Source organism: Nocardioides sp. YIM B13467, assembly GCF_042788075.1.
Lineage (GTDB): Bacteria > Actinomycetota > Actinomycetes > Propionibacteriales > Nocardioidaceae > Nocardioides.
Genome location: NZ_JBHZPJ010000023.1, coordinates 1 through 26,983 on the forward strand (window position 1 = coordinate 1; position 26,983 = coordinate 26,983).

General features: G+C 65.4%; 19 protein-coding genes and 2 pseudogenes. 4 read left to right on the plus strand and 17 right to left on the minus strand.

The genetic code is table 11. The annotated features are described in order from the left end of the window. Nucleotides 1–473 precede the first annotated feature (473 nt). The 16 genes and pseudogenes from ACFX43_RS05575 to ACFX43_RS05650 form a co-directional block, all read right to left on the minus strand. Nucleotides 474–1,700, minus strand: coding sequence for a PucR family transcriptional regulator (locus ACFX43_RS05575; RefSeq protein ID WP_378817990.1), 1,227 nt, complete (start codon nucleotides 1,698–1,700; stop codon nucleotides 474–476). A 145-nt stretch (nucleotides 1,701–1,845) separates the two neighbouring features. Continuing rightward, nucleotides 1,846–2,082, minus strand: a complete 237-nt coding sequence (locus tag ACFX43_RS05580) for a histidine phosphatase family protein (RefSeq protein ID WP_378818054.1) — start codon at nucleotides 2,080–2,082, stop codon at nucleotides 1,846–1,848. After that, nucleotides 2,013–2,516 (minus strand): annotated as a pseudogene (locus tag ACFX43_RS05585) (histidine phosphatase family protein); the annotation flags it as partial. The pseudogene ACFX43_RS05585 and the gene ACFX43_RS05580, both read right to left, overlap by 70 nt. A gap of 217 nt (nucleotides 2,517–2,733) precedes the next feature. Continuing rightward, complete coding sequence (locus tag ACFX43_RS05590) at nucleotides 2,734–4,500, minus strand: glycoside hydrolase family 3 protein (RefSeq protein WP_378817993.1); 1,767 nt, start codon at nucleotides 4,498–4,500, stop codon at nucleotides 2,734–2,736. A 26-nt stretch (nucleotides 4,501–4,526) separates the two neighbouring features. Continuing rightward, the gene (locus tag ACFX43_RS05595) at nucleotides 4,527–5,789 is read right to left on the minus strand and encodes an MFS transporter (RefSeq protein WP_378817996.1); all 1,263 of its coding nucleotides are present in this window, start codon (nucleotides 5,787–5,789) and stop codon (nucleotides 4,527–4,529) included. A gap of 1,213 nt (nucleotides 5,790–7,002) precedes the next feature. Further along, nucleotides 7,003–8,295 (minus strand): flavin monoamine oxidase family protein, encoded by a 1,293-nt coding sequence (locus tag ACFX43_RS05600; RefSeq protein ID WP_378817998.1) that lies wholly within the window; start codon nucleotides 8,293–8,295, stop codon nucleotides 7,003–7,005. Nucleotides 8,296–8,614: 319 nt separating this feature from the next. Continuing rightward, a complete protein-coding gene (locus tag ACFX43_RS05605; RefSeq protein WP_378818001.1) occupies nucleotides 8,615–9,751 on the minus strand; it encodes a VWA domain-containing protein in 1,137 nt (378 codons plus the stop codon). 8 nt (nucleotides 9,752–9,759) lie between these two features. After that, entirely contained in the window at nucleotides 9,760–10,668 is a 909-nt protein-coding gene (locus tag ACFX43_RS05610) for an AAA family ATPase (RefSeq protein ID WP_378818002.1), read from the minus strand. 101 nt (nucleotides 10,669–10,769) lie between these two features. Further along, nucleotides 10,770–12,194 (minus strand): NAD(P)/FAD-dependent oxidoreductase, encoded by a 1,425-nt coding sequence (locus ACFX43_RS05615; RefSeq protein ID WP_378818004.1) that lies wholly within the window; start codon nucleotides 12,192–12,194, stop codon nucleotides 10,770–10,772. A 213-nt stretch (nucleotides 12,195–12,407) separates the two neighbouring features. Beyond that, the gene (gene wrbA / locus ACFX43_RS05620; RefSeq protein WP_378818006.1) at nucleotides 12,408–13,016 is read right to left on the minus strand and encodes an NAD(P)H:quinone oxidoreductase; all 609 of its coding nucleotides are present in this window, start codon (nucleotides 13,014–13,016) and stop codon (nucleotides 12,408–12,410) included. A gap of 877 nt (nucleotides 13,017–13,893) precedes the next feature. Continuing rightward, nucleotides 13,894–14,061 (minus strand): annotated as a pseudogene (locus tag ACFX43_RS05625) (DUF255 domain-containing protein); the annotation flags it as partial. Nucleotides 14,062–14,171: 110 nt separating this feature from the next. Continuing rightward, on the minus strand, nucleotides 14,172–16,493 hold the full coding sequence (locus ACFX43_RS05630; RefSeq protein ID WP_378818008.1) for a hydantoinase B/oxoprolinase family protein: 2,322 nt from the start codon (nucleotides 16,491–16,493) through the stop codon (nucleotides 14,172–14,174). Between the two features lie 11 nt (nucleotides 16,494–16,504). Continuing rightward, nucleotides 16,505–18,610 carry a hydantoinase/oxoprolinase family protein gene (locus ACFX43_RS05635; RefSeq protein ID WP_378818011.1) on the minus strand — a complete coding sequence of 702 codons (2,106 nt, stop codon included), beginning with the start codon at nucleotides 18,608–18,610 and terminating at the stop codon, nucleotides 16,505–16,507. 184 nt (nucleotides 18,611–18,794) lie between these two features. Further along, entirely contained in the window at nucleotides 18,795–19,529 is a 735-nt protein-coding gene (locus ACFX43_RS05640; RefSeq protein WP_378818014.1) for a TetR/AcrR family transcriptional regulator, read from the minus strand. A gap of 47 nt (nucleotides 19,530–19,576) precedes the next feature. Beyond that, nucleotides 19,577–20,716 carry an acetyl-CoA C-acyltransferase gene (locus ACFX43_RS05645; RefSeq protein WP_378818016.1) on the minus strand — a complete coding sequence of 380 codons (1,140 nt, stop codon included), beginning with the start codon at nucleotides 20,714–20,716 and terminating at the stop codon, nucleotides 19,577–19,579. Further along, complete coding sequence (locus tag ACFX43_RS05650; RefSeq protein WP_378818019.1) at nucleotides 20,709–22,058, minus strand: MFS transporter; 1,350 nt, start codon at nucleotides 22,056–22,058, stop codon at nucleotides 20,709–20,711. The genes ACFX43_RS05645 and ACFX43_RS05650 overlap by 8 nt, the downstream gene beginning before the upstream one ends. Before the next feature lie 157 nt (nucleotides 22,059–22,215). Here ACFX43_RS05650 and ACFX43_RS05655 point away from each other — a divergent pair, with 157 nt between their 5' ends. Genes ACFX43_RS05655 through ACFX43_RS05670 form a run of 4 tightly spaced genes read left to right on the plus strand, consistent with a single transcriptional unit; the run spans nucleotide 22,216 to nucleotide 25,173 of the window. Further along, nucleotides 22,216–22,971 (plus strand): maleate cis-trans isomerase, encoded by a 756-nt coding sequence (locus ACFX43_RS05655; protein WP_378818021.1) that lies wholly within the window; start codon nucleotides 22,216–22,218, stop codon nucleotides 22,969–22,971. A 32-nt stretch (nucleotides 22,972–23,003) separates the two neighbouring features. Further along, the gene (locus tag ACFX43_RS05660) at nucleotides 23,004–23,690 is read left to right on the plus strand and encodes a VOC family protein (RefSeq protein WP_378818023.1); all 687 of its coding nucleotides are present in this window, start codon (nucleotides 23,004–23,006) and stop codon (nucleotides 23,688–23,690) included. Continuing rightward, nucleotides 23,687–23,935 (plus strand): hypothetical protein, encoded by a 249-nt coding sequence (locus tag ACFX43_RS05665; RefSeq protein ID WP_378818025.1) that lies wholly within the window; start codon nucleotides 23,687–23,689, stop codon nucleotides 23,933–23,935. The genes ACFX43_RS05660 and ACFX43_RS05665 overlap by 4 nt, the downstream gene beginning before the upstream one ends. Beyond that, nucleotides 23,932–25,173: an alpha/beta hydrolase gene (locus tag ACFX43_RS05670; RefSeq protein ID WP_378818028.1), complete on the plus strand. Its 1,242-nt coding sequence runs from the start codon at nucleotides 23,932–23,934 to the stop codon at nucleotides 25,171–25,173. Before ACFX43_RS05665 ends, ACFX43_RS05670 begins: the two co-directional genes overlap by 4 nt. A gap of 166 nt (nucleotides 25,174–25,339) precedes the next feature. On the opposite strand, the gene ACFX43_RS05675 is transcribed toward ACFX43_RS05670, so the two are convergent. After that, a complete protein-coding gene (locus tag ACFX43_RS05675) occupies nucleotides 25,340–26,884 on the minus strand; it encodes an FAD-dependent monooxygenase (RefSeq protein WP_378818030.1) in 1,545 nt (514 codons plus the stop codon). Nucleotides 26,885–26,983: the final 99 nt, after the last annotated feature.

Here is a 26,983-nt window from a genome sequence, read left to right on the forward strand (position 1 = left end):
ACCCCCCCCCCCCCCCCCCCCCCCCCCCGCCCGCGGAACCTCTGCCTGCCCACGTTCCAGAATCGAACGAAACAGCCGTCGACTGCGCCGCGTGAACACCCACGCCTTCGATCTTCATACCGACGCGTCAGCAGACACTTCCACGTTTCGCCGCCCGATCAGGCCGAAGCATCGTGATCGATCCGGGTGAGCATCGACTGCTTCTGCTACGCGCGTGGCCTCAGTTGGCTCGACAACATCAGTCACGCTCAGCGTCCAGGGTTCACACCAGAGTCGAAGTCGGTGGCGAGAACAAGGACACCATCGAACAGGTCGCCGTCGTCGCCAGGCTCCAGTTGTCTGCCCACTTCCCAACGCTTGATCACTGGCAAGGCGCCAGGAAAGCGCGTTGCGAATTTTCGGCAGCCCCCTCGTGGCCATGGTTGTTCAGCCACCCGCGAGCAAGACGTCTCGAGTCACCCCAGACCGGTTGGTCACAGACCAGTTTCGGTCGTGGTGTGCTCCCCCATCATCGCGAGCTGGCTGTCCGTCGCGTCTCGGAGGACGTCTGCCAGACGAAGGGCGACTGCAAGCTCGTCGCGCCGATGGTTGATGAGGAATCCCAGCCGCTCCTCGATGGACTTCAGCCGGTAGGCGACCGTTCGTTCGTGGACGTGGATCCGGACAGCAGTCGCGGCCGCGTTCTGCCCGGTGGCAAAATAGGCTCGGAGCGTGTCGCGAAGCAGTTCGCTGCGGGGGTCGTCATCGGCGATCGCTCCCAACTCGCTCCGCATGAAGTCACGCGCCGCCGGGATGTCGCGCAAGACCACGCTCTCGAGAGCAACATCGCGATAGCAGGTCACCGGTTGTGGGCGCAGCCGACCCACCCGATACGCCTGCCACGCTTGCCGATGCGCCAATCGGAAGCCCTCGAGCCCGGTTCCCGGACCGCCGATGGCCAAGTACGTTGCCGGCGGTGGCTCGATCGTGGCCAGGTGCTTCTCAAACGACTCACTCATGCGGCTGCGTCCGAGCCAGGCCAGCGACGTGCCTCCCGTGCCTTCCACGACCAACAGAGCGGCGTCGAGGAGTGTTGCCAGCACTTTGAGTGCCGCACGTGCGGCGTTACCCCACGCAACCACGGCGATTTGCTCTGCATTCAGGTTGTACCCGAGCTGCTCGGTGTCGGTCGGCACTCCTTTGAGCAGGTCGGTGACGATCGCTCGACGCTGTCGATCGCGGCTGTGAAAGAAGTATGCGGACTTCTCCCGCTCGTACGCCGCGACTACGTCGTGGGTGATGATGTCGTTCCATGCGAAGTGGTACTCGGCTGCTTGCTTGAGCACCGCGATCCGGCGTGGCCCCTCTGGAACCACCCGCGCCGCGGTGTCGAGGATCCAGTTCCACAGCACGACTTGTCCGATCCTCCGGGTCAGGAGGAGGTCTGTGACCTCGAGGCCGGTCTGCGCAGCCGCCCGCGCCTCTTCCAGCGCGCCCTCGGAGGCACCTTCCGGAAGAATGCGGGAGTGGCGCAGCCCGTGGATGATGCTCGTGAGGGCGCCTGTGATGCTCGGCAGCTCGGTCTCCAGCAACATAGGATCGTTGCGGCGGTAGTAGTTCGGCGCTCCCGCGCGACTACGCTGCAAGATCTCCTCGCTGATGGCCGGAATGGAACTAGCCAGCGCGTCAGCGACCGCCCGTAGGTCGTGCTCGATCGTCATAGGCGGATTGTAGGCTCCGAACCACCTGAAAACAGAGGTCCAGCAACCGACACCAGACTTTTAACGCGACCCTTGCTTGCCATCGCCGAGCCGGTGCGCGACCGCCTCAGCACTCCCCCGCGACCCGTTCCTTTGAGTAGCCCTCTCAGCCCTTCCGATGCTCCTGCGGACTCTCGTTCACCGCTGTGATGTTGTAGCTTCCATCGTCGAAGGTTGCGGTCGTGATGCTCGCATTCCCCAGGGCCACATTCTTGTAGTCAAAACCAGCGGGGTCGACTTTCTCCAACAGTTCGGCCAAGGTGCCTCCATGACTCACCACAAGGATGTTACCTCCGGAGTTGGCTTCAGCCAGTTCGCTGATCTTATCGATTGAGGCAGCAATCCGCGTATTGAACCAGTCGAGCCCTCTGCCATCCCACGCGGATCGACGTCAGCAATAGCATCCATGATCTCGTCGTGCGGCGTGTTGTAGTGGGCATCCAGCAGGTCCGGATTCGTCCAAATGTCGCCATCGGTAGTCTTGCTTAGATCGAACGGCAGGCCCAGTTCCTTGAGCACCGGCACCCAAAGTTCCTCGTCGGCCCCACCCTCGAACCCGCCGTAACTCTCCTCACGCAGGTCAGAGGTGGCGATCGATGTGACATCGGAGTCGAGGATCAGATCGGCCGTTCGTCGCGTGCGACCGGAGTCGCTCGTGAGAGCGGCATCGAATTCCACGCCACTCAACGCCTTGGCGGCCAGTTCTACCTGTGCTGTTCCCTGTGGGGTCAACGGGGAATCGGACCAGCCCATGACGACTCCCTTCTCATTGAAGAGCGTGCTGGCGTGATCGCCTCAGGCATGGACCTCCAAACGCGTTCCCCCGGGCGTGCGTGGGCGGATCGTGGACCTACCCGAAGCTACTGAGGGTGGTGATAGGACGGCGTACTTCCCTGGCGGCATGTCATCAGCGGCCGTCAGTCCCGGGCCAAGATCCGTGCCCCGCTTCGCGACCGCTCTCGTTACCGAGTTCCTCGAGGCTTCCTGATCGGTGTTACATCGAAGGCGATGCAGTCCGAGCGAATGCGGCGCGCTTCAGGCCGTACCCGGCACGGAACAGCGGATCGACGGTGTCGAACGGGACGTCTTCACGGGAGGCTTCGACTGCTGCCATCGAGGACGGGATGTCGAAGGGGAAGGTGCCTGTGAGTGCGGTCCGCCCCTGGAGGGCGGACAGGACGACGGCGTCACTCGCACCGAAGTCGCCCACAACTACGGCCGCCACTTCGAGCAGCGGGCCAAGAATGGCGGGACGCTCAAGGTAGACCGAGACGAAAAGCGGAGCTTCAGCGGCGTACGCACTGAGCCGGGCGAGCGTTTCCGAGTCAAACGCGAGAGTCCCGCCCCGAAAGTAATCCCCCAGCGAGCCCCTACCCGGGGTGAACGGGGCGTCTAGGCGCACCACGACCGCATCTGCTTCGCTGAGGCCGCTGACGGGGGTTAGACCGGCGGCGATCGCAGCCTGCCGTTCGACGCCTTCCAGCATCACTCTAGCGTCGAGAGGAAGGAGGGGGGCATTGTCGGACGCCAGAACCAGGGACTGCTCCTGGCCGCGTACCGCTCGAGCTGCGAACTCAGCGGATCCGCAGACTGCGCGAGCCTGCTCAACGTTGACCCGACGGCTCTCGAAGACCCCGAGCCGGAACTTCTCCTTCAGCAGTCGACGAACGGACTCGTCGATCCGTGACTCGGCGATCCGACCGGTTTCTACGAGTTCCTCGATCAGAGCAGGGTTCCGCTCGCCGCCGAACTGGTCCACACCCACATCGATCGCGATTGCCGCGCGCTCCACCGGAGTGAGGTGCTCGAGACCCCATCCGTTCGGTCCGAACCGTAGCCCGCCGATCGACTCAGGCTCGAGCACGTTCCAGTCCGTCACGACGATCCCGTCGAAGCCGAGCTCCCGACGGAGGAGATCTCGGACGACGGGCTCATTGAATGCAAAGCCCACCTCTGGCCACTCGGTGCCGACTGGCTTGCCGTAGTAGGTCATTACCTGTGTGGCGCCGCCGGCGAATGCGCGCTCGAAGGGGCGTAGATGCAGTCCCCGCATCTCGCCGGGGTACACCTGCTCGGGAAAGCGTGGATCGTGCGCATCATCGCCCTTGAGTTGAGGGCCGCCCCCTGGGAAGTGCTTCACGACCGCCGCGACCGAATCGGGGCCGAGCATGCGCCCGCCCCGAAGGGCCTCGATGAACGCGACCGTCAACTCAGCGACGCGCTCCGGGTCCTCGCCAAATGTCCCCGAACCACGGGACCACCGCGGTTCGCTGAAGATGTCCGCCATCGGACCGAGGAGCACGCGAACGCCCATCGCGAGCAGTTCCTGCCGCATCGTGTCACCAAAGGCTCGAACAACTCCAAGACCGCCCGACGCTGCGATGCCAGGATAATCTGGCCAGCGGGAAAGGCTGTCCATCGACTGCCCCGTGAACAGGTTGCTCCGAAATCCATGCCGTGGATCCGTCGACAGTGTGATCGGAATTCCCAGCCGCGTGCTTTCTGCGATTTCCTGAAGTGTGTTATGCCAGGCGGCAACAGCCGAACTGTCCTCACCCCCGAGCACATTGAAGTGCGTGATCCCCATCGTGCCAGCGTGGTGCGATGCACTGGCCAGGGCATCGGCCTCAGTGAGTCCCTCGGCGGCTGGCGAGGTAGACGGGTGAACCATCATGGCCGCTTTCTCGGCGATTGTCATCCGGCGCAGCAGGTCCTCGACCCGGTGCTCGACCGGCAGCGCAGGATCGCGGTAACCATCCATATGGATTCTCCTTCGAAGCGGGTTGGTCAGCGAGTCGAGCGGATGAGCAGCATCGGCGCGATTCCCAGAAGAGTGAGCAGGGCACTGAAGATCAGTAGTGCCGGGTAGTTCGTTCCGCCGCCAATGCCGAGCAGCAACGGTGCAATGAATGGCATGATCGAGTACGGCAGAGTGATGGCGATGTTTGTCACCCCTAGGTCGCGAGCGGCCGTGTTGGGATCATTCATCGTCGCGACGGCGAAACCGATGTAACTGCCATAGACGAAACCGGTGCCGATGCCAGCGACAAGCGATAAGCCCACCAGGAACATCGGAACGGTTGTCGCGAACGCGAGTACGAGGAGGCCGGTGACGATGAACAGCGCGCCGGTACCGAGCACCGGCTTTCGTCGACCCAGGCGGTCGTTGACCATGCCTGCAAGGGGCGCGGTGATGAATGCGATGGCACCCGGAATCACGAAGGAAAGTGTGATGAGACCGGGGAGATCCGAATCAGGCGGGAGGATTTGATCCTGTAGGAGGTAGACGGTGTAAGTGGCGATGACGCCGGTCCCGCAACTCATCAGAAACAACGCAACCAGAAGCTTGGCAAAATCGGGAGAGCGTCGAGGATCGATACAAAAGCTGCCGAAGAACTCTTTGAGGCTGAACGGCGCGATGTCGCTCGGGGCAGGGGCGTCATCGCGGAACATAGCCATCAGCACGACCGAGAACAGCACCGCGATCATCACCGGCAGACCGAACTGGGCGAGCACGTTCTCCGGGAACCATTGTACGAAGAGCACGCCGACGAGGAGGGCCGCCGAGGAAGCGGTACCGCTCAGAGCGCCCACAAGGCCCTGCTGATTCTCCGGAACCCGATCGGGCACGATTCCGAGAACGGCGGCAATCGCAGCGTTCACGAAGGCCTGCATGATGACCCAGCCAAGCAGGAGAAGAGGGAACGAGCTGCTCAGCCCGATGATCGCCGCTCCGACGATCGTGCCTGCCAAACCGACCACGATCCACGGGCGGCGCCGCCCGAAGCGGCTGCGCGTGCGGTCGCTTAGTCGGCCGAACAGGGGGTTGGCGATCACGGCGACCAAGGTCCCGATGCCGGCAGCAATCGAGTAGCTAGCCGTCTTTCCTACGGGATCGATCTGCGAGATGCGGAGAGCGAGCGTCACAGAGGCAGGCAGCATGATCGACATCCATATGCCGAACATGGCCAGCGCGTAGACCGCGATGAACGTCGGGCGGACGGGCCGGGGAGTGGCTACCGCGTTGGGCGCGGCTGAAGGAGCGGACATGGAACCCTCATCGTCGAGTTGATGTGAATTGGCTTGGAAGCGTTACCGGATACGTTACCGGTAACGTATCCGGATGCGCGCGGCTAAGGTAGGCCTGGATTGGACTCGTCGTCAAGGGTCCAGTCGAGATGGACGGCGAACGATGGTGCATCAGGTGGCGCTGAGCGACGTCTCACGTGCGGCATGTGTCGGGGTGGTGACGGTTTCCACTCGCCCGCGGATCACCCTGACGTGCGTCGGTCGACCCGCGATCAGGTGCCCTTTGATCGCGAAGGAGCTTGGATGTCGCCGCGAGCGAACAGCGCGATTCTTTCCTACGCACCAGGGGCCGGCGGGAGCCAGCAGTACGCTCAGTACTCGACGCCGCCGACGACTACGAGTGCCGACTTCTCGTGCATTCGATCGCGGGAGCCAGCGGAGGTGTTGCGGCCGCCAATCGGAGCTTGGCAAGTGTCCCGACTGACGGCGCCGAGCGCCGCGGTGACGATGCCGTTCCCCAACGAGCGTACCGAGGACGTCCATAACAGGACGAAACTCATCAGAAGGCAGATGTAGGGACGCACCGGGTTCGACCTCTTAGGACGCCGGATCCTCCGCGGCTGACGACGCCCCTGCCGGCATCGGCGCCCCGTTCAACGATTTCGGTGAGCCCGCGACCCTTGGGCCACCATCTGGCCCAGAACATCCGACCAGTGCGACTTGCGCGAACTCGGATGTCGGCCGGGGCGGGCGTCGTCGAAGATGACACGGCGGACGTGGCCGAGGCTTCAGATGGTTGGTTAGGAACCTTCCATCCAAACCCCTCACGGCCCCGCACCCGCCACCCACGCTGGCAAACCTGCAGGTCACAACCCTATCTGACGACGTCGCCGCAAATCATGCGACCAAGAGCGCCATAGGAGAGCGACATGCCGTGGCGTTTGGGGTTCGCTGGAGGAGGCAGTTTGGATCGCGACTGAAGTCACCGTCAACGTCTGGGCACCCCTCCATCACTTGAGTGACGCCCGCCTACAGGGCCTTAGCACGACACGGTCCGGCTTGCTCACTTTGATCGCGTCTGCGTCCTCACCGAACTACGCCGCCACCGCGCTCGAGCCGCGCCGAGATCCTTCCCAATGGTGCGAAGTAGGCGGGCTCCGACTACATGGCGTGCAGCAGCGCCATGTAGTCCAGCAACTTTCAGGATCCAGGGGTTGAGCTGACTTCTGAGGCGTCAGGCAGTATGTCCTTGTACCTCCGCGACTACCCGATCAGCAGTCTCGAGCGCTCCTTCGATGTAACCCGGGAAGAATAAGGAGACGTCAGACCCCGCGAAGTGGATACGGCCGTGTTGTTCACTGAGGACCTTGTGAGCCCGCGTCACCTGTCCGATGCGCGGCGCCACCCAAGGGGCACATACGTAGGGGTCTTCAGTCCAGTCATGGTAGTCGGTTCCGACGACTACTGCGTCAGGAAGGTAATGGTGAACTGCAGCCTCGATCGCGGCATCGTCTCGTGGGTCAAAGGAGTCCCGGTCCGTGAAGGCAACAAGGATGCGGCCCCCGTCGGACGATGGCAGGTAGTCGTAGAGCGTCGGGAAGATACCGTCTCCCGTGCACGAGATGCCGGCGGGGACACCCTGCACCTGAATCAACAACTTGAGACCTCGACCACCGTGACCTTCCGCGACGACTTCGGCACGGCGGCCAGACAGGGGTGGGTCAAGCCGCAGTGCGGCCATAGCGTTGAGAGGTGTCGCGACCACCACGTGCTCCGCCCGGAGGAGCCGATCCGCGCCATACGCCAAGTCGACACCGATGGCGTCCTGACGAAGTCCCGAAACAGGCTGTTCGAGGCGCAAGTCAGCCACTTCGTTCGCCATCGCGTAGGTCAGCGTTCCGGTGCCCTCTGACATCACCTCATCGAGTGAGAGGACGATCCCCAGGACGGAGTAGCCGTGCGAGGCGATGAACTGCAGCATCCACAATGCAGAAGCATCCTCCAGACGCTGCCCCATCATGTTCCACACCCAGGATCGCAACAGCTGACCGGTGACTTGAGGCATGTCCAACTTATCCAGGTAGTCCCTGGCCGAGATGTCGAGGTCCTCGAGACTCTGGTTCTCCAGCCCCGCCGTGAGGTCAATGCGATGTGCGTCCCTGATCAGGGTGTAGAGCACGCGCTCTGCCTCGACAGCTTCTCCTACCGGGATCGGGAAGGCAGAGTTGTGATCCCCCGGGCCCAGGCGATTCCGGAAGACGGTGAACGGCGCAGCCGGCTCTGTCGCGACACCGTAGCGGTCCACTTCGGCCGCCAGCCGACCGTGGTGGTGCCGGTGGAAGTAGGCGCCGCCCACCTCCACGACGGTTCCCGGGTCGGTGGCCGACTCCCTGCTGTATGCACGGCCACCCACCCGATCCGCTGCTTCGAGCAGCACCACAGATCGGCCAGCCTCGTTCAGATCACGGGCCGCCCGAAGGCCAGCGAAACCCGCCCCTACTACGGCGACGTCAACATTCTCCACCATGCTTCATCCTCTCGTTTGACTGGAGCACATCTTCGCGAACCCGACACCGGATCGTCGTTGCACGTATCAGACGAATTGATGGTGACGCCTGTCACCATCCGAAGGTTGAGGAACTCCGATCTTCGTCAGGCCGACACTCCACCGCCGCCTGCCGAAACGAGCTCCACTTCGGCGCTTACGCTGTCCCAACGGTCGAGCTCTACCGACCCCTCGCCCACTGAGACTTGATCCAAATCCCAAGCCCTCCCGACAGACACCTCCGGCCGGCGCGGTAACCCTCATGCCGGCTCACGAGGAATCCCGCGGCGTGGGTAGGACATCATGCGCGGGCGACGACCTCGACCAGGTTCGCGAAGGTGGCAAGCGAGTGTCCGGCGACGAAATCGTCAATGTAGGGAAGGGCGGCCACGATGCCTGACTGCACGGGCTGGTATGCCTCTTTCCCACTGTGTGGGTTCATCCATATCACCCTGTGTGCGAGGCGCTGCAGCCGCTGCATCTGTTCGGCCAGCACGTCTGTGCCCCCGCGCTCCCAACCGTCGCTGACCAAGACCACGACCGCCGCGCGTGCGATGCCACGTTGTCCCCACCGATCAAGAAACACCTTCAGCGTGTCGCCCAACCGGGTGCCGCCGGACCAGTCGGGAACCGCCTGGCCGGCAGCCAGGATTGCCTGATCAGGATCGCGTAGCCGCATGGCTCTGGTCACGCGGGTCAGGCGGGTGCCCGCGGTGAACACCTCTACCCCACTCTCGCGGGCGGCCCGTTTCCGTGCCCCGCAGACGAAGGTGTGCGCGAGCCGAAGCAGCGCATCAGCATATGGATGCATCGAACCGGACACGTCGATCAGCAGCACCACACGACGTGGCCGATCGCGTCGGCTGCGCCACCTTATCGGGACAGGCTCGCCCATCGTCGCACGCATCGCCCGCAACGTCCGCCGCGCATCGACGTTACCGCGGTGCCAGGCCGTCCACCGGTTGGCGGTGCGTCGGGGCGGCCGCGGCGACAGCGCACCGAAAAGCACGGCCAGTCGCGCTTTCTCCGCCGGGTCCATGGTAGCGATGTCTCTATGCCTCAGCACCTCGGTGTCGCTTACCAAGGCTAGCCGCTGCTCGTCGTCATCTGCATTGACATCTTCGTCCCTACCGAGGGCCTCGGCACCGACTGAGAGCGGTGGAAGAAGGTCGGGAGGCTCCTGCCCAGTGCTCGGGCTGTCGTGGCCGGTGAACCAGGCGTCGAAGACGCGGTCGTACACATCGACGTCATCGATCCCCGCGCACAACGTGGACCGGCCGGCCCAGTAAGCCGATCGAGAGTCCTCTGCGCCCAACAGCGCGGTGGCGCGCAAAAACATCTGGGCTCTGTCCGACGTGACCCCGATGCCAGCGGAGCGGAGTGCCCGGGTGAATCCCAGGAGCAACTCGTCCACCTCGTGGTGGGTTGCAGGCTCCATGGCAGTTCTCAGCTGGCGAAAATCCGGGCGAGGGCGTCCCGGACTTGCGCCGTGTCCTCGTGATACTTCACGACAGCACCGAGAGTGACCGCCGCACGCTCGAGGTCGACCTCGGAGGTGCCCAACCGGTCCAGTGCGCGGGCCCAGTCAAGGGTTTCGGCAACTCCGGGTGGCTTGACCAAACTCTCCTGACTGCGCAACTGCTGCACCAAGTTGACCACCTGCGTGGCGAGCGTCTCCGAGACTTCCGGAGCCCGGGACCGGACGATTGAAACCTCCCGGGACAGAGTGGGGTGTTCGATCCAGTGGTAAAGACAGCGTCTTTTGAGCGCGTCGTGCAACTCTCGTGTGCGGTTGGAGGTGAGCACCACGACCGGCGGGGTCACTGCGGTAATCGTGCCAAGCTCCGGGACGCTGACTTGGTACGCGGACAGCACCTCGAGCAGGAGCGCTTCGAACTCGTCGTCGGCCCGGTCGATCTCGTCGATGAGCAGCACCGCCGGGGACTCACGTAGGGCTCGCAGCAGCGGCCTCGCGAGCAGGAACCGCTCATCGAAAAGGGTCTTCTCCACCTCGTCGGTGGCTTTGTCGGCAGAAGCTGCGCGAGTGCTTTCCAGCGCACGTAGGTGCAGGATCTGTCGAGGGAAGTCCCAGTCGTAGAGCGCCTGGCTCGCGTCGATCCCCTCGTAGCACTGCAGTCGGATCACCGGCAGCTCCAGCGCCTCCGCCAGCGCTTCCGCGAACGCTGTCTTCCCGGTGCCGGGCTCACCCTCCAGCAGCAGCGGTCTCTGCATCCGCAACCCGAGGAACCCCACCGTCGCAAGCGTCTCATCACACAGATAACCCGTTGCACACAGCCGTTCGGTCAGGTCTACCGGCGAGGCCACGCTCGCTGCCGGATCCCAGAGGCTACTCATCCCGTTCTCCTCCACATGTCTGTTCCGATGCTCTTCCGACCAGCCAGCGTCAATGGCTATGACCCACACCTAGGTCGAGCCGTCTCGACACGCTTTGGGTCTCACCCGACAAACGAGGTCGGATCGACTCGGGTCAGAAGCGCAGTCAGCGGATCGACGCGTCGCCCACGATCATGGGCGCGGTCTTGCCGAATCAGGGCGGTCTTCACCAGTTGGCCGCCAAGGAAGCGGATCGGTTCCGGAGGAAGTCCGCGGCCAGAAGGCAATCGAGTCAGGAAGGACGAGGCAAGATTGTCGTTAGACCTCAACGCAAGACTGGCGAGAATCTGACCGCCTAGAACTGACGGTCCTACGCCATCTCCCGAGTATCCAGTTCCGAAGTAGACCCCAGGGTGGCTTCCCAGTTCCCCGAAGAACGGCAGGGAGGAGACGGAGTACTCCACAGGAGCACGCCACGTCGAGACGACATGGGAACCGGCCATCGCTGGAACGGTACGAACCATATGGTCGAGCAAACGCCCGGGCCGCGGGATCGGCTTGAAGAGGCTGCTTGCCCCGCGTGCACCCCAACCCAGACCGAGCCCCGCCTTGCCAAACAGGAAGTTGCCGTCCGCCAGCGACCGCCAGTAGTCGAGCAGGCGACCGCCGTCGGAGACGTTGGTACGTTGGCTTTCGGCCCACCCCGACGGCGGTCGAACGACCGCGTTGTCCGATGCCGTCATAACCAGGTGCTTACGCACCTCAGGGAACTCGCTGCACCAAGCGTTGATCGCCAGGACAACTGCGTCTGCACTCACCGACCCTCCCTGGGTGTGCACGACGTTCGTGACGCCTCCAGAATCGATGGATGTCATCGGGCTGTGCTCGAACACCATCACACCGAGTGATCGAACGACCCGAAGAAGGCCTCGGGCCAGTCTGGCTGGGTTTAGACCGACACAGGTCGAGTCTAGGATTCCTCCGCGAACCGCAGTGCCAGCGAGAGCAGTAGCAGTGACCGAGTCGATCTCTTCGAAAGGCGACCCCGCCTGGTCGACGGAAGCCGCCAGCGTCTCATCCCAAACGCCGTCCTGGCTGGGGTTGTTCGACGCCCACAGCCAACCATTCGGCTCCCATTGCACATCAATACGATTCTCGACGCAGAAACGTCGGATGTAGTCGATGGCCTCGACGGAGGCGCGGGCCACATCGAGCCCCTCCGTCGGTCCTCCTGCCTTCAGAAGAGCCGGCATCTTGGGCCAGAGGTTCATCAGCATTCCCGCGTTCGTCCCACTGGCGCCAGAACCACACAGGTCGGCTTCTATGAGCACGATGTCGAGGCTCGGATCGCGTTGCTTCAGTTCGATCGCCGTCCACATGCCGGTGAATCCGCCTCCGACTATGCACACGTCAGCGCGAAGGCTAGCCGTCAGCGTGGTGCCCGGATCGGCCTGCGCCGTCTCGAGGCTAAGCGCGTCCCGCATCCAATAGGACCGCGCAGTCCCGACGGACACGCTGCGGCGGATCGGCAATTGCGTACGGGTCATGAAAGCACCTTCTTCGTCGACGGCGGGCAGACTCCACGCGAAGCCCCGGGGTGTGCGCCGGATACCGAACCGGATCCGCGCGGACATACAGCAATGGGTCGGCGGGATGGCCTGCACGCATACGCGGACGGGCTTTCGCTTCCACCATCACAGGATCGATCTGGTTGCGTTGAGCGCTGGCCCAGGACGACGTCCCTAGGTTCGCCTCGACTGTCAGGCGACCCGAAGTCGCGATGCCACATCGACAATGCGCTCAGCTAGATGCGAGAGCGCCGCGACTTCGGCGGTTCCGAGTGGCACGTCGTTAGACCCGCCGGTGACGTGGGACACCCCATACGGGTTTCCGTCGGTGAACTTCACTTCATCGGTGTAGCCGGGCGGAACGAGAATCCCCCCGAAGTGATACACGCTGTTGTAGAGCGCAAGCAGCGTCGACTCCTGCCCACCATGAGCCGTTTGGCTGGCGGTAAAACCGGCGTACGCCTTGTTGGCCAGTTCACCGTTCGACCATGCCGGCCCCAAAGTGTCCAGGAACTGCTTCAGCTGGCTAGCCACGTTACCGAAGCGTGACGGGGTACCGAGCAGAACACCATCTGCCCAGATCACATCGTCTGGGGAGGCGGTTTCAATGTGTCCCGATGCCTCTACGTGGTCCTGCCATGCCTGGTTGGTGGCGATCGCTTCCTTGGGTGCCAATTCTGCGACCTGACGCAGCCGCACCTCCGCACCCGCAGCGCGCGCAGAACTCGCCAGCCGTTCAGCCATAGCGTGAAGGGTGCCGGTAGCCGAGTAGTAGACGATGGCAATCTTGGTAGGCGACATCCTGGTCCTCTATCGATGTGTGCTGCGGTCGGGGTACCTGAGTCCCTAGCGTCAAGTAGCGTCGGCTGACAGTCCTACTGCGGATCCGTAAAGAAGTACCGCTCGCTATACGCCAGATGCACACCGGCCGCCGCTGAGCAGAAAGACCTTCCAGATCGTCGCTGGCAGAAGACCGACCTCTCACCCTCAGCCATTCACACATCTGGTTGAGGGTCTCCGCCGGATCCCGACTGCTCTTCGGGCGGCCGGGCACACTCGACCTGTAGGGCACACAACTGATCGTTCATCGACGCCGCCCTTGTGCTACAGGGCCTTCGATGCTGTCGGCAAAACGCCCGAAATTGGGGCCGCTGCGCCGGTTGCTGGGCCTCACTTCGAACGTCGTCGACAGGTACCTGCGGACCTTTCAGGGTATTTGGCAAACCACGGTTCATCTTTTAAGTGACAGCACCCGGCGATCACAGATGCTCCGTAAGATCCGGCATGAGCAGCCACGACGAATCTTCCTATCCGTCGACACACATGTCACGAGGTTTGAACATGGTCTTTCATCCGGGTCGTGACAGCCAACGGCACGAGCATGATGTGCAGCAATGCGCAAAGACGGCCCCCAGTCGTCCTCACCCGTCTCGCATCCACTCGTGATGACAGCCGTTCGAAAACAGCGCCGCCAAGAATCTGCAGCCATACTGATCAGCCCGCGGTGTCTCGGCGCGCGGAAGCGTCGGTGTCTGAGACCACACCAACCCGGATGTTTCCTCTCATGAAGACAGGAATTCGGGACAGGAATTTCGGCGGCAGGACCGGCCCAGGGTGGCATGGAACGGCACGGGTTCGAGCGTGAATCAGATGGCCGCGGATGACTGAGCGGAGTCAGCATCACCTGACACCAGTGACACGCGGCGTACCCGACGGATAGAAGCACAGGAACCTCTCTCCGCCGAGCGTCCTCGAACGCGTCAGGCCCCCACTCCCACCAGTCGACGGGGTTCTCGGCGTGCTGAAGGAGGTACGGAGAGGTCGCATCGGCGAGTCGGTTGGCCACTCCCCCAGCCTTGCACGCACATGAAGAAGCGATGCAGACGTTGTGTCGCCTGCCTACGAACAGCGTGACAACCCCGACCCCACACGGCCGGGGTTGCGACGCAGCGAAACCTACTGTGTGGCGACGAGACTGCCCCTGACTCCAAGGCGGGAGACGTCTCCGGTCGAGTCGATGTGGTCGGCCGGGACGATCGACGAGGTGATCGCAGTCCAGCAGCCGGGGCAGCAGAGCTGGCGGAAGACGATCGCGTCGTCCACGTAGTGCGCCGGATCTGAGGTGACCTGCGGGCCGGCGTCGGTTGACGGTCCGTCGTAGATCGCGAGACCGAGCGACACGTCACGGGTGACGTCGGCCAAGCCATGGCCGCAGTGCGCGCAGCCGACCGTGTCGCCGTCGATGACGAGGTTGTCGTCGACGCGACGCGCTCGCGACGTGTCGACCGTGCCGCGGTCCCGGGGCTCTGTCCGCGACCGTTTCCGTCGCTCGTCGCGCAGTTCCGCTCGCCGGGTCATGGTCGCCGCTTGGTCGATCACGCCGTCGGTGAGAACTACGCCGTAGACGGTGGCAGCAGCGGTGGGGCTGACCTTGTCCTCGACGATGTCGTGGAGGACGGCGTGCGGGTCGCGGAGCAGAGGGTCGCCGTATCCGCCGCCGCCCTGCCAGTTCATGTAGAGGATCTCGCCGGGCGCGAGGTATGACTGGGCATAGCAGTTCCCGATCTCCACCTCGCCACCGAACTCCTCCAGGGACTGGGGGATGCGGCCGTCGGCGAGGATCTGCCCGATATCAGCCTGACGGACGACGGCGTCCAGCCCGGTGTTGCCCGGATAGCCGCCCGCGAGGCCGTTGTTCTGCGAGACGGCCTTGCCGGCCGAGGCGAGTACCAGACCGGCCGGCTGGGAGGATCCGTGCAGGGTGACGGCCAGCGAGGCGCTCACTCCCCCTCGCTGGCGACCCGGGCCGCCGGAGTCGGGTTCCTCGCGTCGCCACAGGGTGAGCAGTGGGTAGAGGAACTCGGTCATCTCGACGTCGGGGATGCGGCCCATCGGGATGCAGAACAGCCCGCCGGTGTCCATGCCGTCCACCTCGGGACGGGCACCGAAGCCACCGGCCATCGGCTCCATCATCACGTTGAGGAAGGGCGTCGGTACCTCACCGCGCTCGTCGAGACCCGCGACGACTGCCGTGTCCCAGGTACCGCAGCAGGCCGCCTGGACGCTCTTGCCGAGGTCGGCGGACCGGTCGAGCATCTGGGACAAGCACTGGGCGACCAATGTGCCGGTCAGCCACGCCGGCCCGATCGGCCCACGGCTGACGGCGGCGGGGTAGGTCGCGTTGTTGATCGTGCCCTCCTCCGACACCAGATCGAAGCAGCGCATCAGGCCGCCTGCAGACCAAGGGATGTCGTTGGCGAGGATCGGGAGAAGGGCGAGCATCACTCCGCCACGCATGCCGGCGTACGTGCAGTTGATCATGCCGGCCTGCGGGTCGGTCCCGGTGAAGTCGAAGGTCAGGTGGTCGTCCTGCTTCGTCATCGCCACGGTGATCTTGTGGACTCCGCGGTCACCCTCGTGGGACTGGTCCTGGTAGCCGGTGGCCTCCCAGGTGCCGTCGGGCAGGTCGCTCAGCTTGGAACGCATCCGGCCCTCGGCGTCCGCCATCATCCGTTTCATGACGGCCTTGACGGTGTCCGCGCCGTACTGGGCGATCACTTCTTCGAGCCGCTTGCGGCCGACCGTGTTCGAGCCGACCTTGGCGCGCAGGTCGAGGTTGACGAGCATGGGCACGCGCGATCGGCGGATCCATACGTCGACGACGTCGTCCTGCAGGTCGAAGTCCTTGACCACCTTGATCGGTGGCGTCGGCAGGGCTTCGGAGAAGACGTCCTGCGCGGCCGGGCTGAAGGAGCCGAGACCCACGCCGCCGAGATCGGGTTCGTGGCAGATGGCGCTGGTCCAGGCGAAGAGCTTGCCGTCGTGGAAGACCGGCTGGAAGACGATGACGTCGTTCTGGTGCAGTCCGCCGCCGACCCACGGGTCGTTGCAGAGGAACATGTCGCCCTCGCGGATGCCCGGGTTGTGCGACCGGTTGCGCAGTGTCCAGTAGATCGCCAGGTCGACGGCACCGGCGAGCATCGTGTTGTAGAGACCGACTTGAACCTCTTGGCCGAGCTCGTCGCAGATGGCGAAGTCGAAGTCGTTGGCATCGGTGACGATCGGTGAGCCGGACATGCGCTTGAGCGCTTCGCCCATCTCCTCGGTCACCGACCAGAGCCGGTGCCGGACGACCTCGTACGTCAGCGGGTCCAGGTCATCGATCTGCTCCTGGCTGACCGTGTGCACCTCGAGAGAGTCGGGCAGTCCAGCCGTGATCTCGTCAATGTTCGTCGGGCGGCTGGAGAAGTGCTCCGAGCCGGGAATCTGCATCGTCATGTCAGTTCCTCTCAGTTCCTGGTGGTGATGGTCAGGTTGCCGAGGTGGTCGACGGTGCCGGTCATCTCCGGCGGCACGACGACGGTGGTCGTGGGGACCTCGATGATCGCCGGGCCGGTGATCCGGTGGCCCGCGCGCAGCTCGCGGTAGTCGTAGACCGGGGTGTCGACGTACCCCAGGCGAGGGTCGAGACAGACCTTGCGGATCGCGTGGAGCGCGACGGACGGGTCAGGGTCGGTCGCGGGGTCCACCTTCGGCAGGGCAGGTGAGAACGGCAGTACGCCGGTGCCCCGGACACGGAAGGTGATCGCCTGGACGCCGGCGGCACTGAAGCCGGTGCCCTCACCGTAGAGCTCGGCGTAGCGCTGCTCGAAGTCGGCCATCACCTGGGTCATCGCCGCCGTGTCGAGCTCGCCGCCCGGGACCTCGACGGCGACCTCGGCGAGCTGCGCGGTGTAGCGCAGGTCGAGGGAACGGACCATTTCCATCCGCTCGAAGTCGAGGCCCTGCCGTTCCAGCGCGGCCTTGACCTGGTTCTCCAGTGAGGTGAAGTTCTCCATCGCACGGGCCGGGTCGAGCGGCATCTGGCCCGGGTCCGAGAGCTCGGAGGCGAGCACGATGTCGGAGGAGGCGAGACCGTAGGCCGAGAAGGCGGAGGCCACCGGGCCGAGCGGCACGATGCACTCCTTGACCCCGACCTCGGCGGAGTAGAAGCCGCAGTACGCAGGGCCGGCACCCCCGAAGGCATACAGGACGAAGTCGCGGGGGTCGTGGCCGGTCTCGACCACGGTCTTGCGGAGGAGGTCGCCGGTCTGAGCATTCTGGATGGCGTAGATCGCGGCAGCGGCGTCCTCGACGCTGAGACCGAGGGGCTCGGCGATCTGCAAGCGGATGGCTTCACGCGCCGCCTCGACGTTGAGCGCCTTACGTCCACCCAGCAGGCCGGTTTCCGGGAGGATCCCGAGCACGAGGTTGGCGTCGGTGTTGGTCGGCTCGGTGCCGCCGGCGTCGTAACACGCGGGTCCGGGCACCGACTGCGCGCTGCGCGGGCCGACCTGCAGGTTGCCGCCCTTGTCGAGCCAGGCGATGGCGCCTCCGCCGGACCCGATGGCGTGGACCTCGAGGGTCGGCACGTTGATCGGGTGGTGGTTGATGATGGTGCTGCTGGTCCGCACAGGTTCACCGTCGACGACCAGGCCGACGAGGAAGGTGGTGCCGCCGACGTCGGTGGAGATGATGTTGCGGTGTCCCAGCTGTTCGCCCAGCGAGACAGCACCGACGACGCCACCGGTGAGGACAGAGCCCACGGTGCTGATGGCGGTGGCAGGCGCCTCGGCGGCGGCGATGGCGCCACCGTTGCTCTGCATGACGAGGAGCGGGCCGGCGAGGCCGCGCTCACGAAGCCGGCCTTCGAGGGATCCGAGGTAGTCGCGCAGGCCGGGGCCGATCTGGGCGCTCATCACCGTGGTGGAGCTGCGGGCGAACTCCCGGATCCGCGGGCTCACCTCGGAGGAGAGAGCGACGAACATGTCCGGGTCGATCTCGTGGACGATGTCGCGGATCCGCTGCTCGTGGGCAGGGTTCTTGAAGGACCACAGCAGGGAGACGGCGATCGCCTTGACGTCGGCGTCGAGGAGCTTGCGGACCGAGGCACGCACCGACTCCTCGTTCAGCGGAACGACGACCGTGCCGTCGCGGTCGACGCGCTCGACGACCTCCAGGGCGTGCCGCTTGGGCAGCAGGCCGTGGTCCTTGCTCTGCCCCAGGACGTTCTGGAGCTGGTCGGGTGATCCGCCGAGGTAGCGGCCCTCGACGTTCATGATGAAGATCGAGTCGCGGTGCCCTGCTGTCGTCAGGAAGCCGACTGGAGGCACGTTGCCCATCACCAGCGCGTTCAGCGACGACGTGGTGCCATGGGCGATGTGGTGCGTGTCGGCGAGCATCTGCTCCACCGGCATGCCGAGCTGTTCGGCCAGCACCCCCAGCACATCCATCACGCCCTGCGAGTAGTCCGGCGGTGTCGACGGCGCTTTCGCCGCGACGATGTTCCCTGCGTCGTCGTCGAGCACGGCGTCCGTGAAGGTTCCGCCGACGTCGACACCGATGACGTAAGCCATGAGCATCCTCGTTTCGTTGTGTCCGTAGTCACAGACGCTAGAACGATTCGACAGTAACGTCAATAGGTTGACACACCTGTAAATCACGAAGATTCGCCATACCCCTCGTTCTGGGCGGTCGCAGAACGCGTCAGGCCCCCGCGAGATCGCGGAGGCCTGACAGAGGGTGGTGAGTCGTGGCCGCTCAGCCGTCGAGCAGATCCTCGAGGTGGTCGAGGTCGCGGCGGATCAGTCGCAGGACGTCGCGCGGCTCCGCGCGACTGGTGGCGCTGCCGTCAGGGTTGACCAGTGACGCCACGGCCATGTCGGCCAGTTGCTCGCAGATCTGATCGAGGTCGTTGCGCTCGTCGGGGTGGTACCACCAGGCGACCCAGTTGTTCATGCCCAGCAGGCCGAGTGCAGCCACGCGCGGGTCGACGGGTCGGAACACGCCTTGTGCGACCCCGTCCTCGATAACGCCGGCCATTGCCTTGAGCACGGCGCGGCGACCGGCCGTGTGCGTAGCAGCTACGCCCTCGGGAAGGTCGGCCTCGGACCGGATCAGGAGCTGGAACCGCGCAGCACTCTCCGCCTGGCGGCGCACGCTCATGGCGACGATCTCATGCACCTTGCGGGTGGCATCGATGTCGTCGCGACCAGCAATCGCCTGGATGCCGACGGCGGAGTCCTGAGTGATCTCAGCGACCAGCTTCGCAAGGAGCTCATCCTTGCTGCTCACGTAGTGATAGAGCGCCGGCCGAGTCAGCCCGACGGCGTCGGCGATGTCCTGGAAGCTGGTCCCCGCGAAGCCACGTTCCGCGAACAGGCGGGTTGCGTGATCGTAGATCTCCTGCTCGACCAGGCCGCGGCGGACTCCGGAGCGGGCCGGTTCGGCGTCCTTGCCGGCCTTGGTCTTCGTGCGGGGCTTGCTGGTGCTCATGACGCTGATGTTATCGATTTTACGGTCACGTCAAGCGGCATGGCGCGTCATCGCAGCTCGAAGAGTCCAGCCGCGCCCATACCGCCGCCGACGCACATGCTGACGACGACGTACCGCGCTCCTCGGCGTCGCCCTTCCAGAAGCGCGTGGCCGACCATGCGGGCCCCGCTCATCCCGTAGGGGTGGCCGATGGCGATGGCCCCGCCGTTGACGTTGTATCGGTCGGGGTCGATCCCCAGCCGGTCGCGGCAGTACACCGCTTGAGAGGCGAACGCCTCGTTGAGCTCCCATAGATCGATGTCGTCGACATCGAGGCCGTGCTGGCGCAGCAGTCGGGGGATCGCGAAGATCGGACCGATTCCCATCTCGTCCGGCTCGCATCCTGCCACCGCCATCCCGCGATAGACGCCCAGCGGATCAAGGCCGCGCCGGGACGCCTCGCCAGCCTCCATGAGGACGACGGCCGCAGCGCCGTCCGACAGCTGCGATGCGTTCCCCGCGGTCACCGTCGCCGGGCGTGCCGGACGGCCCGGGAGTACGGGCGACAGCCCACGGAGACCCTCGATGGTCGTCGAGGGGCGATTGCCCTCGTCCGCTTCGAGATGGAACGGAGCAATCTCTTCCGCGAACAGACCTGCCGCTTGCGCCGTCGCGGTACGCCGCTGAGACTCGAGGGCGTACTGGTCTTGCGTCTCCCGCGTGACGCCGTAGCGTTCCGCGACGGTCTCTGCCGTTTCCAGCATGCTCACGTAGATGGCGTGCCCTCGTTCCGCAAGCCAGTCGTCCTGTGCACGGTAGGTGTTGCGGTGGTCGTTCTGCACCAACGAGATCGACTCGACTCCACCTCCGACCGCCACCTGCATGCCGTCGACCACGATCTGCTTCGCTGCGGTCGCGATCGCCATCAGGCCCGAGGCGCATTGCCGGTCAAGGCTCATGCCTGGGACGCTGGTCGGTAGCCCCGCCCGTAAGGCCGCCTGTCGTGCGACGTTGTAGCTGGACGTTCCTTCCTGCATGGCGCAACCCAGGACGACGTCCTCCACCTCACCGCCCTCGACCGGCGTGCGACCGAGCGCTGCCGAGATGGCGTGCGCCGCCATCTCCGGCGCAGAAACCCCGCTCAACGCGCCCCGGTATGCCCTTCCGATCGGTGTCCGCGCGGTGCTGACGATCACAGCCTCACGCATGGGTACCAGTCCCCGCCGGCAGGCCGGTCCGCTTAGCGCCGGGGATGGCGAGAATGACCAAGCAGCCGACGAGCGCGGGCGCAGCGTACGCGTAGAACTGGCCGGAGGCCGATAGACCGGTAGCCAGCAGATAGCCACCGTAGATGGGCCCCAGGACGCCGCCCAAGCGGCCGACCCCCAGGGACAGGCCGAGGGCCGTCGCCCGGCTGTCGGTCGGGTAGGAGGTTCCGACATAGGTGTTGACCAGGATCTGGGTGCCGGTGGTGCCCACACCCGCTATCGCGACGAGGAGGTAGACGACAGCGGTCGGCGGGTGCAGGGCGAGCAGCGAGAGTGACCCCGCGGCGGCCAGGAACGCCGCAGCGACAACCGGCTTCGAGCCGAATCGATCGGCCAGTGGCGAGGCGGCCAGGGTTCCGAAGACGGCGCCGAGGTTGAGCACCAGAAGGAAGGACAGCGCCGAGCCCAGCCCGTAGCCGGCCTTGACCATGAGCGCAGGCAGCCACGCGTTCGCGCCGAACAGCACCAGGAGGCACAGGAACGTCGCTACCCAGAAGAGCAGCGTGGTCGCCAGCAGTTCCTTGCCGAGGATGGTGCGCATCTGCGTCCGTCGTTGGGTCGTTCCACCTGCGGCTACGGCGGCGGCCGAACCGTCGACGCTCTCGAGGTCGACCTCTAGGCCATGGCGCTCGATCACCGCGCGAGCCTCTTCCGTGCGGCCCCGCGCTCGAAGGTACTCAACCGATTCGGGAAGGTGACGAAGCAAGAGGGGCAGCACGATGATCAACGGTGCCAACCCGACGGCGAACATCGCCCGGAAGCCGTAGGTGGGCACGAGGACGATGGCGAGCAGGCCTGCGAAGGCGCCGCCGATGCCGACGCCAGTGAAGGCGATGGCCGTGTTGAAGCTTCGCCGGTGTCTCGGCGAATACTCGACGATGAGCGCGACGACGGTTGGCATGAGCCCGCCAGCGCCGAGACCGACGATGAACCGGAAGAACCCGAACTGGCCAGGACTTCCAGCAACGGCGCACAACCCCATCGCGACAGAGAACAGGGTCACGCTCAGCACCATGGTCTTGCGTCGCCCGATCCTGTCCGTCAGGGCCCCCGAGCCCAGGGCACCCATCAGCATGCCGAAGACGGCGAGCGAACCGAGGAAGCCTGCTCGCTCAGGGGTCAGATCCCAGGCCTGGTAGCTCAGCAGGCTCGGAACCACCGTGCCGTACATGATCAGGTCATAGCCCTCGAGGGCAAGCGCGGCGAAGCTCAGCGCGAGAACGGCTCTGGGGGTTCGCCGGACGTTGAGCCCGGCTCCAGTCGCGGTCGTGGATGTCTGCATGTCGAACTCCTTGGTGTCGACGCAGACGGTAGAACGATGTGACATCTCCGTCAATAGTTTGACTTTGATGTCAAGGACCAGTGGAGCCGATTGATTGACACATACGTTGACTTTTTGTCACGTGCGTTGAATCATGAGTCAAGAAGAAAGGACCCTCATGAACCACGTACGAATCGGCTTGGTCGTCCCGAGCTCCAACGTGACGGTCGAGACGGAGATGCCGGCGATTCTGAACCGGCACCCGCAGGCGAGCTTCTCGTTCCACGCCAGCCGCATGCGGATGGCGAAGGTCTCGCCCGAACAGCTCGCCGCAATGAACGCTCAGCGCGAGCGCTGCATCCTCGAGCTCGGTGACGCTTCGCCCGACGTCATCCTCTATGCCTGCCTGGTCGCCCTGATGTCTGTAGGGCCGGGCGAGCATCAGCGGGTCGAGGGCCTCGTCGCCGAGCAGCTCGCGACCGGCGGTGCCGATGCGCGCGTCCGCTCGAGCGCAGGGGCCTTGGTCGAAGGACTCCGAGCGCTGTCGGCGCGACGCATCGCGCTGGTCACCCCCTACATGAAGCCGCTCGCGCAGAAGGTCGTGACCTACCTCGAGGCCGAAGGCTTCGAGGTCTCCGACTGGCGTGCGCTCGAGGTCGAGGACAACCGCGAGGTCGGTTGTATCCCCGGCGACCGGGTCATGGAGGCAGCCCGAAGCCTCGACCTGGCCGATGTCGATGCTCTCGTCATCTCGGCATGCGTCCAGATGCCGTCGCTCCCCCTCGTCGAGGCGGCCGAGCAGGAGCTGGGTGTGCCAGTACTGTCCGCCGCGACGGCCGGCGCCTACAGCATCCTGCGCGCCGCGGGACTGCCGGTGGACATCCCCGGCGCAGGTTCCCTGCTGCGCGCCGACAGCCTGCAGCCCACCACCTGACCCCCCGCGCGATCAACGGCGAAAGGAATCCGATGAGCTCGCTCTCCGACCAGCACCTGGTCCGTGGCGTCGACCACGCCGCCTTCCCCACGTTCGACCCCGTCGGCACGGTGCGCTTCTACCGGGACACCTTGGGTTTCCCGGTCGTGCACTCGATCTGTGCCGCCGGCTGGGGGCCCGACGACCACCCGGACTTCATCCACTTCTTCTTCGACATCGGCAACGACGACAGGATCGCCTTCTTCTACTACTTCGGGCTGCCTGCGCCCGAGGTGGCGAAGGGTGACGTGTACGCCCAGTTCGGGGACGAGACTCCGGAATGGTTCGTGCGCTCACGCCACCTGGCGATCCATGTCGACAGCGAGGACCACCTGCTGGAGTACCGCAAGCGGCTCGATGCGAGCCAGTGGCCCGTCGAGATGCAGATCCAGCACGAGACGATCGAGTCGATCTACACCCATGATCCCAACGGCTACATGGTCGAGATCACCCGCGCGCTGCGCCCTGTCACCCCGCAGGAGGACCTGGACGCCAACCTGACCATCGACGCCCTTGTCGACATCGCCCAGCGTCCCGGCGCCGGCATGGACGACCTGCTCGTACGCAAGGCCGAGCTGATCGTCGAGCGGGCCGAGGCCTGGCAGGAGGACCAGAAGGTCTTGATCGAGGACGCCCGCTCCGATCAGGTTGCCGGACCGGAAGGGCCGGTGGCGCGATGACGCACCGCCTCTTCATGCTCGACGTCCCCGAGAACACCGCGATCGCCGCCGTGGCGAAGGACGTGCCGGGCGTCGAGGTCGACAAGCTCGGCCCGTACTTCGTCATCGCATCCGAGGAGCCGGTCGTCATCGATCGGCGAGCGACAGGCGCCCGTCACGCCGTCTGGTACAGCTGCGTCGGTGGCCTCGACGGCTGCCGAATCGCCCAGTGGGACAAGGACGCGCTCCGGCTGGAGCGCCGATGACCAGCTCATCGGCGCACACGACGACCCGGCTCGGCGCCGGCCGCTACGTCGATGCGATCGACGCGCCCGACGGCGTGGTCACCTCGATCCACGAGCTCGTCACGGCCGATGACGCCAAGGTCACCGGCGTGCTGCGGATGCCCGCGAGCGCGCAGACCGTCGTGACGATCATGCACCCGCGTCAGGACGTCACCCATCACTCTCTGGTGCCGTACCTCCTTCGCTCGGGCTACGCGGTGTGGACCCAGGGATCGCGCTCACCCAACAACGACCTCTCACTCATTCATGAGCAAGCGCTACTCGACTTCGCGGCGGGGCATGCTTTCCTGCGGTCGAGAGGACTCGGCGTGGTGTCCCTTGGGCACTCGGGCGGTGGCACGTTGGCCGCCTTCTACTGTCAGCAGGCCGATCTCGATCCGGCGCGGCGACTGGTCACGGCCCCCTCGGGACGCCCGGTCGCGCTGTCCAGCGCCGATATGCCGCTGCCGGACGGAGTCGTCTTCCTTGCTCCTCACCCCGGCCAGGGCGCCCTGCTCCGCCGCGTGATCGATCCGTCTGTCGTGGACGAGGCCGACCCCTTGTCGGTCGATCCGGAGCTCGACCCGTTCGACGCCCGCAACGGCTATCAGGCGGCCCCGCAGCCGACCCGGTACGCCGCCGAGTTCGTCGGACGTTACCGGGAAGCGCAGGAGCAACGGCTGCGCCGGATCGATGAGGTCGCGCGTAGGCACGTCGAGCAGGCCCGCCTCGCGAACGAGGAGTTCCGGGAGAGCGGGGACCCGGCCGCGCGGCGGCGTGCGCTGGCGCCGCGGCTGATCACTGTGCACCGGACCGATGCGGATCTGCGCAACGTCGACCTCACTCTCGATCCCAACGAGCGGCCATACGGCTCTCTGTTCGGGCGGCGCCCGGACCTGACGAACTATGGCCTCGTCGGCTTCGGTCGGCTGAGCACGGCCGAGGCTTGGCTCTCGACGTGGTCGGCCAACACCACCAACGCCGACTTCGTCCGCTGCGCCCCGGGCGTCACCGTCCCCACCCTCCTCCTGGAGTTCACCGGGGATCAGGCGTCCTTCCCCGCAGACATCGCGGCGATGAGCGATGCCCTGGCGGCGAGCGACCTGACCGTCGACGCGGTGCAGGGCACTCACTTCGGTGGGCCGATCCGTTCCGGCGCGCCGACCGGCACATCGCTGGCGGCGACGCGTATCGAGGACTGGCTCCACCAGCGGTTCTGAACGCCGAATGCAGCCGCCGTGCCACGGGAGTTCCCGTGCCACGGGAGTTCCCGTGGCACGGCGGTTCCCATTTGTGTTCCGTTTGTCCTACGTGAGGATCAATCCGGACGACAAAGGGCCCGATCACATTCTCGGAGATCGGGCCCTCGTGCAGCTGAGCGGCGCATCAGGACGTTGTGCGGACCACCAGGTCGATGCGGCCACTGGCCAGCCCGGCGATGGCATGCTCGATCCAGCGCTCGTCGACCCGTGCCGCGACGACCATGCCAGTCTCCCGGCGCAGTCGCTCCCCCATGTCGAACATCGTGAGCGTCGCGCCGAGGTCGCCCTCGGCGCGAAGGAGCACGCTGCTCGCGGAGTGGTCGATACCGGTGGCCAGGCGCTTCACCAAGGCGTCCCCGTCCGGGCCCCAAGGGTCGCGTACGTCGACGACGAGCTCGTGATGGTCGCCGAGCTCCTCGAGGGAGACGGACCGCGATGACCAGGTCCGGCCGTCTCGAACCAAGGGCCGCGACAGGATCCACGGGGTGCGGTCGTCGTCGGGCACGTCGGAGACCTCGCACCCGGCGTACTGGCTCAGCCCGCGACGTACGACCTCGCCGGCGAGGGTGGCGAAGCGGTCGACGCTCACCTTCCCGGCACGCGTCATATAAGCGATGAGCAGCTGGTCGACAGGAAGGTCGAGCCGGTCGGGGAACGTGTCCCACCAGCGCATGCTGCGTCGAGCGGTCTCCTGGAGATGCTCGACCGCAGGCCGACGCTCGGTCTCGTAGCGGGCGAGTGCCGACGGCAGGTCCGGTGCCGCCGCCAGGGCGGCGTCGAGGGCAATGCCGTCCTCCATGGCAAGCTTCGTCCCGGAGCCGATCGAGTAGTGCGCCGTATGGGCCGCGTCCCCCAGCAGCACGACGTTGCGGTGGTGCCATCGGGCGCAGCGGACGGTGCGGAACTGAAGCCAGCGGGTCCGGTTGCCGATGAGGGGGTGGCCCTGCAGCTCGTCCGCGAACGCAGCGCTGAGGTATGCCAGCGACTCCTCGTCGGTCTGGTCGAACGGGGTGCGAACCGTCGTCAGGTCGAAGCCGGCCCGACGCCAGGTCTCCTCGTCCGTCTCGACGAGGAACGTGCTGCGGTCCGGCGCGTAGGGGTAGCCGTGCGCCACGAACGTGCCGTGCTCGGTCTCGACAGGCAGGAACACGGCGCTCGGGAGAGCGAATTCGGTTCCGCACCATAGATAGAGGGAATCGTGAGTCTCGACGGTGACACCGAAGGCGTCGTCGGCCCCCTCCCGAGTCGCACTGCTCACGCCGTCCGCCGCGATCACCAACTCGGCGTCGAGCTCCGCCGCCGACACCCGCTCACCGTAATGCAACCGGACCCCGGACTCCTCCGCATGCCGGCGCAGGACGTCCAACAGTGTCGATCGACCGATGGCGATCAGGTTGTCGACGGGTAGCAGCGCACGCTGTCCGCGGACCTCCATCGCCATCTCGTGCTGGAACGACCGCTGGACGATCGCGGCCAGACTCTCCGGGTCTGCGGCCTCGAGGTTGCGCTGGGTCCGGGTCGCGAGCCCCACGCCGAAGCCGAACGTCTGGTGTGGCTGGCTCTGCTCGTACAAGTCCACGGCGCAGTGGGGATGGCGCAGCTTGAGGAGGCGAGCGACGTACAGGCCGCCTGGACCTCCGCCCAGGACGGCGACGGAACGCAGTTCCACGATGATGCCTTTCGGCCGACGACAAGTACCTCCACGGTAGCCTCGTTCTACATTTGCGTCAAGAAGTTGACGCTCCCGTTGAATTCGGTTTACGGTGCA